We start from the raw sequence: 10,011 nt of genomic DNA, 5'->3' as shown, positions 1-10,011 counted from the left end.
GATTAGATTATCCAGTATAGCTTACAATTAAAATAATATGAAATCTAAATTGATAATATATAAGCCAATGGAGCCAAAAGGTGTTATAATTATATTTATTAACAGCTATTTTGGGTATATATTTCTCAAGAGGAGGAGTAAAATGATTAAATTAAAGAACCAACCTATTTTATGGATTGCTGTTGTACTTACACTTGCTTTGGTTTTAACCATTAGCTTCATTGCTAATCTACAGGGTAAATTTGGAGAGGTGGAAGCGGCCTTCAAGGAAAGCCAACAGAATTATGAAGATGAAAGAGCAGAGTGGGAATCCATTAAAGAAAACCTAACGGATGAGATTAATAAATTGAACTCTGCCCTTGAAGAAGAACAACAGTCGATTATATATAAACAGCATGAATATACTACTATTCATCATTTAAAAGCTTTAGGATTTGAATCTTCACCAATAGAAATTGTTGAGGATTTGAGAAGTAAACCAGAATTAATTCCCTTTGACGGAGTTTTGGGGGGAACAATGTTTTTTCATGAAGAAGTCCTTATATTAACCCATAATTGGGTCTTTGCATCCTTTGAAGATGGTCATATTGGAGGTTATATGATTTTGGAATATAGCTTTGATGAAGAGAAGGATATTCAATGGAGAATTATAGAAGCAGAGCTTTTTTAAAGGCCCCAAAATAAAGATTAAAGACTAGCCATGTATAAATGGCTAGTTATTTTTTTGCCCTTAATTCCAACTTAAATATAATTCTTAGTAACAATATGCTAGGTTTATAAATATGCTGATATAAAGGCGTGTAGGGAAGAAAGGAGTGGCGCTACAGTATGAATATCGAGGGTGATCGATGCATTGATGCTGGAAGTGATTATTGTCCCTGTTACTTGGCTGAAATGAACAGCTGTATTACTTGCTCTCGGCTTAAGGGTAAAGAGTATTGTGATTGTAACTGGCGGGGAGTATGTATTTATCAGGAATTTCACTTTTTAAACCAAAGCAAGAAGAATGTTAGAGAATCTAAAGAGGCAAGGATAGTAAGCAGAGAATTTTTAGGAAAAAACATAATCATTTTCACCTTAGAAGTACCCCACGGTTTAGCTAGACAGCTAAAACAGCCGGGTTCTTACATTTTTATACGGAATAAAAATCTTGAATCCTTCTTTGATATGCCAATATCTATAATGGATGTAGAGGATTTTAAAAACCAAATTAAAATAGCAGTTGAAATTCATGGGGTGAAAACTCAAGCTATTAAAGGGGTAGATGATAGTTTAATAATAAGAGGACCCTATTGGAATGGCTTGTTTGGACTTGAGAATCTTAAAAAAACAAAAAAACAAAAGTGTCTAGTAATAGCCCGTGGAATAGCTCAAGCTCCTGCAATTCTAACAATAAGGCAGCTACTGCACAATGAAAATACTGTTGATGTTATCATTGATAGAGCTTCAACAAATATAAATATAATTAGTGAATATACAAATGTTAATGTTCTTGAAGATAATATTAATTTATATAATAAAGAAGGGAAGGAAAAACTCAGCTACTTTTTATCAACTGGAGGATACAGTTTAATTTTTATTGGTGGTTCAGATTATTTACAGAAAAATTTGTTTGATACCTATAATTCCTATAATTTGAAGGTGGTATTAACAAATAATAATGAACTATGCTGTGGTGAAGGAATCTGTGGAGCTTGCATTGTTTATGATGCAGATGGAATACCCATACGTTCCTGTAAGACACAAATAGACTATAAGGAGTAAGGAGGAGGATTGTTTTTGACTAAGGTTGTAATTATAGGTGGGGGTTGGGCTGGATGTGCTGCAGCAATCACTGCTAAAAAGGCCGGTGCAGATGTACATCTTTATGAACGAACTGACATGTTATTGGGGTTAGGCAATGTTGGTGGCATTATGAGGAATAATGGAAGATACACAGCCGCTGAAGAGAGCATACTACTTGGAGCCCATGAGTTATTTCAAATAACTGATGAATGCTCAAGGCATAAAAATATAAGCTTCCCTGGTCATCAGCATGCCAGTCTGTACGATGTTAATATAATAGAGCCTAGAGTTACAAGATTCATTCGGTCCTTAGGTATCAATTTATACCTGCAACACAGAATAATTGATGTTGAAATGACAGGACAGAAAATAACTGGTGTCAAGCTTCAAAACAAAGAAATAGTTGAAGGTGATATTTTTATAGAAACTACAGGCTCTACTGGGCCTATGGGGAATTGCTTAAAATACGGTAATGGATGTGCAATGTGTATTTTAAGGTGTCCCTCCTTTGGGCCAAGGGTTAGTCTCAATCAAAAGGCAGGAGTAGAGGATATACTGGGACAGAGGGCAAATGGCTCTTTTGGTGCATTTAGTGGTTCTTGTAAGCTCAATAAGGATTCTTTGTCAGAGGAAATTGTCAAGGAATTAAATGAAAAGGGAGTTTATATATTATCAATTCCTAAAGAAGACATTACCTTCGATAAATTGGATATGAAGGTTTGTCAACAGTATGCATTGAAGGAATATGCCGAAAATCTTATTCTTTTAGATACAGGCCATGCAAAGCTGATGGCACCCTTTTATCCCCTTGAAAAGCTTCGAAGATTTAAGGGCTTTGAAAATGTTCGTTATGAGGATCCATACGCTGGTGGCCTTGGAAATTCTATTAGATACTTATCCATTGCCCCACGAAGCAATACAATGAAGGTAAATTCCCTAGATAATTTATTGTGTGCAGGTGAAAAGGCAGGATTATTTGTAGGTCATACAGAAGCCATTGTTACCGGTAGCCTTGCAGGCCATAATAGCGTTAGAGTAAGTCTAGGAATGCCATTATTAGAGCTTCCCAGGATTCTTGCTTCAGGGGATTTAATAGCCCATGCTAATGAAGAAATATTAAAGAAGGAAGGCTTAAAAAGGAGATATACCTTTGCAGGCTCAGATTATTTTAAGAGAATGAAGGAATTGAATCTTTACACTACAGATAGTGATGCAATAAGAATTAAGCTTGAAAGAATAAATCTTTTAAATATTTATCAAGATAAGTTAATATAAAACAATAATGCCATGAGCTTTTAGCCTATGGCATTAATTTTAGCTACTGTAATTAACTGGCTTTTCATTGTATATTTAATGAAGTATAATAGTATAAGTATACTAAAGAGATGGGTAGGTAAAGAACATGAATATTGTAACAGTTGAAAATATAAGTAAAAGCTATGGAGATAAAACTCTATTTCAAGATATAACATTTGGAATTGAAACCAATGAAAGAATCGGCTTCATAGGTGTAAATGGCACTGGAAAATCAACATTATTAAAAATTATTGCAGGTGTTGAAGCACCTGATTCTGGAAGGAGAATTGTTAATCAACAGACCCGTATACAATATCTTTTCCAGAATCCAGAATTCGATGATGCCTCTACAGTTTTGCAGCAGGTCTTTAACAGTGATGACCCACAGCTGCAGCTACTATATCGATATCATAAAACCCTTAGTGATATTGCTGAAAACCCACAAAATCAAGAGCTACAGGAATCACTAACCCGACTAACCCAAAACATGGACATGCAAGGGTTATGGGAGCTTGAGGCCAGTGCAAAGGCAGTTCTAACTAGATTAGGTATTACAGATTTTTCAACACCAATTGAGCAGCTATCTGGTGGACAAAGAAAAAGGGTGGCTATGGCAAGGGCCTTAATTCAACCAGCTGATCTATTAATTTTGGATGAGCCCACAAATCATATTGATACCGAAACGGTTGAATGGTTGGAGGAATATCTTAAAAAATTTAATGGTGCGCTTCTGTTAATTACCCATGACCGGTATTTTTTAAATAGGGTTGTAGGACGGATTATTGAGCTGGATGGAGGCAAACTCTACAGCTATGAAGGAAACTACGAAATTTTTCTAGAAAAAAAGGCAGAACGTGAAGAGCAGGAAGTTACTCTTCAAAGAAAGCATGGAGCTCTATTAAAAAATGAGCTTGCTTGGTTAAGGAAGGGCGCTAAAGCTAGAACTACTAAGCAAAAGGCACGTATTCAAAGGATTGAAGGGCTTCAGGAGGTAAATTACAATAAAGATAATACTAAGCTGGATATATCCATTGGTTCAAGCCGCTTAGGGAAAAAGGTTATGGAGCTAAAGCATATCTCTCATTCCTATGGCGATAAACCTTTGATTAAAGATTTTTCTTATGTTTTTGTACCAGGAGAGATGGTTGGTATAGTTGGTAAAAATGGCTGTGGTAAATCGACATTTTTGAATATACTAGCTGGAAAGCTTACTCCAACCAAGGGAGAGTTAGATATAGGTCAAACGGTAAAGCTTTCCTATTATGACCAAGAAAACTTAGATCTGGATGAAGGCCTTAGAGTAATTGAATATATTAAAGATACGGCAGAATATATTAAAACCTCCGATGGGGGAAAAATAAGTGCTTCCCAGATGCTAGAGCGTTTTTTATTTGCACCTAATCTTCAATGGACGCCCATAGCTTCACTATCTGGTGGAGAAAAGAGAAGATTATACCTTTTAAAAAAGCTTATGGAGGAGCCAAATCTTTTATTATTGGATGAGCCCACCAACGATTTAGACATACAAACTTTAACAATATTAGAGGATTATTTAGAGAATTTTCCTGGTACGGTTGTAATTGTATCCCACGATCGTTATTTTCTAGACCGTATAGCCCATCATCTATTCATTTTTCAAGAGAATGGCAATATCTTTGATTATCATGGAAGCTATTCTGATTATGCAGAAAAATATCAACAGGATGCAGTCGAAGGTGAAGCCTCTAAAAAGGATAAAAAGAATAAAGAAGAAGCAAAGAAGCCTAGAGAAAAGAAAAAACTTTCCTATAAAGAACAGAAGGATTTTGATGAAAGTGAAGAAATAATCTTTTCCTTAGAGGAAAAGCTGGAGGATTTACAAAAAAAGATTAATGCTGCTGGAAGCGATTACAGTTTATTGCAGACATATCTTAATGAGCAACAGGAGCTTCAAAGACAATTGGATGACAGAATGACCCGTTGGCTAGAATTAACAGAGCTGATGGAGGAAATAGAAAACAACAAAAATGAAGAATAATTAATATAAGAGAACCCTTTTTTAAAAAAATAAAAGGGTTCTTTTTTTGATATAACAAGGAAAAACAATGTAATATTATGTAAAAAATAGAGGATAAGAGAAGATTATGTAGAAGTAGGAAATAATTAAAATTTAGGATATTTAATGTAAAATTAAAGATTTTTTTTCATACTAGAAATTCTACTATAGGAAATATTTCCGAACCAAGGTTCGCTAATCCCACTAATATGGCATAAATAACGAACCAAGGTTCGGAAATGCAAGAGTTATCTGCAACCCCTAAAGATAATGAGAATGTAATTTAAAATTGTTGGTTAAAACACAAAAACTTAAATTTGAAAGAAGAAAACACTACTCATATTTGCACAGACATACTATTGTGGTGTTTATTAAATAATTGCTAATTATTTCAATGAATGGAGGAGATTCTGATATGCAGTTCAGTGATATTTGCATCATATCAAATAATGTTTTGGACTTAGCTAAATTTTATGAAGTCATCTTTAGTACAAAAGCTGAGGGAGACAATATTCATTCTATTATTAATGTAGCAGGATTAGTTATTGCCATTTATAACAAAAATGAAGCAGAAAAAGTCATGGGATTTGATTTTTCAAACACTGGCACTGGCTTGATAACAATTGGTTTCGATATAGATAACGTTGATGCTGAATACGAACGGATTAAAGCATTAAATATAACCAGTGCAACTGAGCACAAATATGGCCTTGGGGAGCAAAGTCTTTTCACTTTAAAGATATAGAAGGCAACGTTATATTTTTCCGCAGTTGGACTTGCTAGTCTTAAAGAGGAACTAATCATAAATCCAACATCAGCTGCTTTATATTACAATATTACAATTGTACACATTAATTAAATGGTGACATTGGAAAGGTTGAAAGGGTGTAGTGGATATAGATAATTTGAGGTATGGGGCAGAGATAACACAATGTTTACGCGAGGTGCGGGCGAGCATGTTTTTCGGGCAGGTCAGAGCACCACATCCCTTTGCCGGGAACGAAGTTCCGCCAGGACGGTCTATCTTTTGGGTCCGGCTCAGGGACGTCGTAAACACGGAGACGTTATATGAAATCAATTTATAGGTATTTATGAGTCCACATATTTTTTATAAAGGAGATGTTTTTTATGTCCGTTATTGATAGTGACAAAAACTACAAGTTAGAATTAGATAAATTGTACTTTCATGATAGTGAGATTAGTTCTATAAATATTTTATATAAAGATAATGGGGATAGGACATTAGAACTTATAATTGATTATTACAATTGGGAAGGTAATAATGATAAAAGTGGTATAGAATGGGATTGGAGAAAACTAAAAATCACAGTAGATTATTTAGCGGTTTTTGAGTGGAATGCACCTGACTACGTTAATAATTACCAAGCTTCAGTGGTTTTAGAGACTAAATTTGATAAAGGATTAGAAGAAATTTACGAAATAGAAAAGAGTAAACAAAGAAAGTTCAATAATTATAAATCACCTATTTTTAGTAGAAGCAACTATGCTTCAGTTGAGTTTATCATGAATAGTTTTGATGATGGTTTAATTGGTGATACAGGATATATTAGATTTATTGGTTCAGATATACAATATAGCTGGATAGAAGGACAAAAATATGGACAAATACACATACCGATTAAAGAAGAGTGAAAACTCACTGCCAATGAAATTGGAGATGTTTGACTTCATATAAACCAGCTAAGCTAGGTCAATAGTCTTTTAAAAATTATTTTATTTGAAGAAAAAAGAGCATAGCAAAGCTAACCTCTATTAATAGGCTTTTTAATAAAACCCCTTTTTCTTCCATCAATAATATGCTTAAATAGAATAAAAGACTAATTAACAGTATATGGTACTTTGTTTTTTAGAACACCGTAAATCATACGCAATAGTTTGCTACAAGCAGCAATAATAGCTACTTTAGAAGCTTTACCCTCAGATTTCTTTTTAGAGTAAAATTCAAATAGTATTTCATTAACAGGCCCCTTTTTTCTATTTGAAATAGCTGCTACGGTGGCTTGATACAAGGCTTTTCTCAAATATGTAGAACCTCTTTTAGAAATTTTGTTATTAGTAGATGTAAACTTTCCCGACTGATAGACACTTGGATCTAGCCCAGCGAAAGCTACCAGCTGTTTAGAGGAAGGGAAGTTACATATATCACCTATTTCACCAAGTATGGTTGCAGCAGTCAAGAATCCGACGCCTGGTATGCTGCACAAAAGCTCATAGTCTGACTGAAGACTTGCCCATTGTAAGATCTGATCCCGTAATTGAGTTAGTATTTTTTGATGGGTCAATAAGATTTCAAGGTAATTCTTTAGAACCTGTAAGTTAGACTCATGGGACGAAACAATGGGCAAGCTTTCTTTAGCAGCACTAATAAGCTTATCTGCCATTTTATTACTCCAAGTATCACCAAGTCTTGATACTTTTAAGGCAGCAATAAGGTCAGCCTTAGAAGTAGGAAAATTAGAAATAAGGTTCAAAGAAGTTTTACAACAAAGATGAGAAAATACTGTATCATAATTGGGAAAAACAAGGTCAAGAGTACTTCTAAATCGCAGCTGAGATTCAGTATAGAGGGCATTAAATCCCTCATATTGGCGACAAAGATTTCTTAGGTCCAATAGAGAATTATCAACTTTATTACGAAGCTTAAAATCACTTAGGTAATAAACCTGAGCAATGCGATTAGCATCAACAGGATCAGTTTTAACCTTACGAATAGATTTTTTCTTTTGTTGGTGAGTCTGAAGGGGATTAAGAGTAATGACACGATAGCCTTCATTTTCAAAGAACTCTACCAGAGGTTTAGAGAAATTACCAGTGGCTTCAAGTACCACATTAGGTTTAATACTTGTTTTTTCCTCAAGAGATGCTAAACAAGAAATAAGATTATCCATGTCACCAGGAGAATGAGAAAAAGAAAAAGGCTTAAGATGGGGTTTTTCATAGGATAAAAATGCAGCAGCATAACTAGTTGATTTAGAAACATCAATACTTAATACAGGTTGATACATAAAAATCCTCCTTTTTTACCGGTGACCTCAGCAACGACTCCTTCTCAGGTTCGCACAGTGATTCGGGCTCAAAGCCCAACCAGCTCAATCGAGATATGAAGATTGCCTAGGCTTGAACAGTTTAAACGGCGGGATCAAAGTCCCAACAATGTGTACGTTCTTACACCCAGGTTTGCCTTAAGTATAAAACACAGTAATAAAATAAAAAAGCTCATATCCAGATCAAACTGGTTATGAACCTATTATACGAACAATGTGTTTGGCGCAAGGGTGCTGGCGGGCACGTGTCAGAGGAAAGGTCAGGCACCACACCTTCTCACTGGGAGCGAAGCTCCGCTATGGGGTATTCTTTTAGGGTCCAGTTCGAAGGCGTCGCAAACACGAGACGTTAGATGAAATCGGTGAATATGGAGTGCCACGCTCCAAGTAATTAGGAGGGATATAAAATGTTAAAAAATGGCGATATTATTGAGTTTGACAGAAAAAAACAATTTAAATATATTAGACCATTAGGTTCTGGAGGAACAGGAGATACTCACTTATTTGAAGATGAATTAACTGAGTTGCATTTTGCTTTTAAAAAGTATTCACCAAAGAATATTGATTATTTGGAAGAATGCTATGAAAGATTTGTTGATGAAATAAAGATTCTTTTCAACATATCACATCCAAATATTGTTAGAGTATATAATTACTATCTTTATCCTGAGAGTAAAATTGGCTACCTTCAGATGGAGTATGTTGAAGGTTGTCCAATTGATGAATACGAATATGATGGATGGGGAAAGGATTGGGATGAAGTATTTCGTGAAGTTATATTAGCTTTTGAATATCTTGAAACAAATAATATTTTACATAGGGATATTAGACCAGCTAATATTTTGATAGATTATTTTGGAGACACTAAAATAATTGATTTTGGATTTGGAAAAAAACTTAAGAAAACAGAGAGAGATGGTAAGAGTGTTTTGCTAAATTGGCCCGTTACCAATTTGCCAGAAGAAACATTGCATGACGGAACATATAATCATCAGACAGAAATTTATTTTGTTGGCAAATTGTTTAAAAGCATATTCGCAAAATCGAATGATAGTTATATATTTGAGCATGTCATTGAGAAGATGATTAAGGAAAATCCTCAAGAAAGGTATGAATCTTTCTTTGAGGTTTCACAAGATATCTCAATTGGCGTGCTAAGCGATATGGATTTTTCTGAGGAAGACAAACAAATTTACAGAGAATTTGCTGAAAAGATATACTCAAAAATAAACTATTATATCGATGCATATGAGCCTATCAACAAAATTCAAAAAACTATTGAAGAACTTGGTGCTGTACTTCGAAAAAATAAACTTGAATATTATATACAAGATAATTCCATGTTAATAAATTGTTTTATATCTGGAAGGTATAATTTTAGCTTAGTTAAAAACATAGAGGTTAAGCTAGTTGAAGCATTCTATAGGATGTTCATCGCTCTTCCAGAATTCAAAAAGAAAGTAGTGCTGGATAATATCTACACAAAAATAGGTACAATTCAAGTTGAACTAGAAGATGATGATATTCCTTTCTAAGAGAATGTAGTACTATTCACCGACTCCATCTAACACGATGTTTACGGGAGGCTCGGGGAGCACGTTTTGAGGGAAAGATCAGCGCACCACATCCCTTCACCGGGAACGGAGTTCCGCCAAGACGGCCTATCTTTAGGGTCCCGCTCAGGGACGTCGTAAACACGGAAACGTTATCTGAAATCTCTAGGGAAAGACGCTCTACTGCTGGAATGAATTAATAGATGATGGGTTTTGAAGGGAATAAGATAAAGAATAAACTTGTAGCAGTATACAGATGATATTTGGAGGTTATATT

The 10,011-nt window shown here is 34.7% G+C and carries 8 protein-coding genes; 7 read left to right on the top strand and 1 reads right to left on the bottom strand.

The features are described from left to right. Window positions 1–142 precede the first annotated feature (142 nt). The 6 genes from BLP68_RS20795 (at window position 143) to BLP68_RS20770 (ending at window position 6,769) form a co-directional block, all read left to right on the top strand. Window positions 143–670 (top strand): OmpH/Skp family outer membrane protein, encoded by a 528-nt coding sequence (locus BLP68_RS20795; protein WP_091547646.1) that lies wholly within the window; start codon window positions 143–145, stop codon window positions 668–670. Between the two features lie 158 nt (window positions 671–828). Beyond that, window positions 829–1,764, top strand: a complete 936-nt coding sequence (locus BLP68_RS20790) for a sulfide/dihydroorotate dehydrogenase-like FAD/NAD-binding protein (RefSeq protein WP_091547645.1) — start codon at window positions 829–831, stop codon at window positions 1,762–1,764. A gap of 15 nt (window positions 1,765–1,779) precedes the next feature. Next, window positions 1,780–3,060, top strand: a complete 1,281-nt coding sequence (locus BLP68_RS20785; protein ID WP_091547643.1) for an FAD-dependent oxidoreductase — start codon at window positions 1,780–1,782, stop codon at window positions 3,058–3,060. A gap of 127 nt (window positions 3,061–3,187) precedes the next feature. Next, a complete protein-coding gene (locus tag BLP68_RS20780; RefSeq protein WP_091547641.1) occupies window positions 3,188–5,098 on the top strand; it encodes an ABC-F family ATP-binding cassette domain-containing protein in 1,911 nt (636 codons plus the stop codon). A gap of 433 nt (window positions 5,099–5,531) precedes the next feature. Next, the gene (locus BLP68_RS20775; protein WP_091547640.1) at window positions 5,532–5,861 is read left to right on the top strand and encodes a hypothetical protein; all 330 of its coding nucleotides are present in this window, start codon (window positions 5,532–5,534) and stop codon (window positions 5,859–5,861) included. 383 nt (window positions 5,862–6,244) lie between these two features. Further along, a complete protein-coding gene (locus tag BLP68_RS20770; protein ID WP_091547638.1) occupies window positions 6,245–6,769 on the top strand; it encodes a hypothetical protein in 525 nt (174 codons plus the stop codon). Window positions 6,770–6,954: 185 nt separating this feature from the next. Here the strand turns inward: BLP68_RS20770 and BLP68_RS20765 are convergent, their stop codons facing one another. Continuing rightward, window positions 6,955–8,142 (bottom strand): IS110 family RNA-guided transposase, encoded by a 1,188-nt coding sequence (locus BLP68_RS20765; protein WP_091547636.1) that lies wholly within the window; start codon window positions 8,140–8,142, stop codon window positions 6,955–6,957. Between the two features lie 446 nt (window positions 8,143–8,588). Here BLP68_RS20765 and BLP68_RS20760 point away from each other — a divergent pair, with 446 nt between their 5' ends. Next, a complete protein-coding gene (locus tag BLP68_RS20760; protein ID WP_091547635.1) occupies window positions 8,589–9,716 on the top strand; it encodes a protein kinase family protein in 1,128 nt (375 codons plus the stop codon). Window positions 9,717–10,011: the final 295 nt, after the last annotated feature.

Origin of the sequence: Alkaliphilus peptidifermentans DSM 18978 (assembly GCF_900101495.1) — a bacterium.
Taxonomy (GTDB): domain Bacteria; phylum Bacillota; class Clostridia; order Peptostreptococcales; family Natronincolaceae; genus Alkaliphilus_C; species Alkaliphilus_C peptidifermentans.
This window is presented reverse-complemented; position numbering and strand designations above follow the sequence as displayed.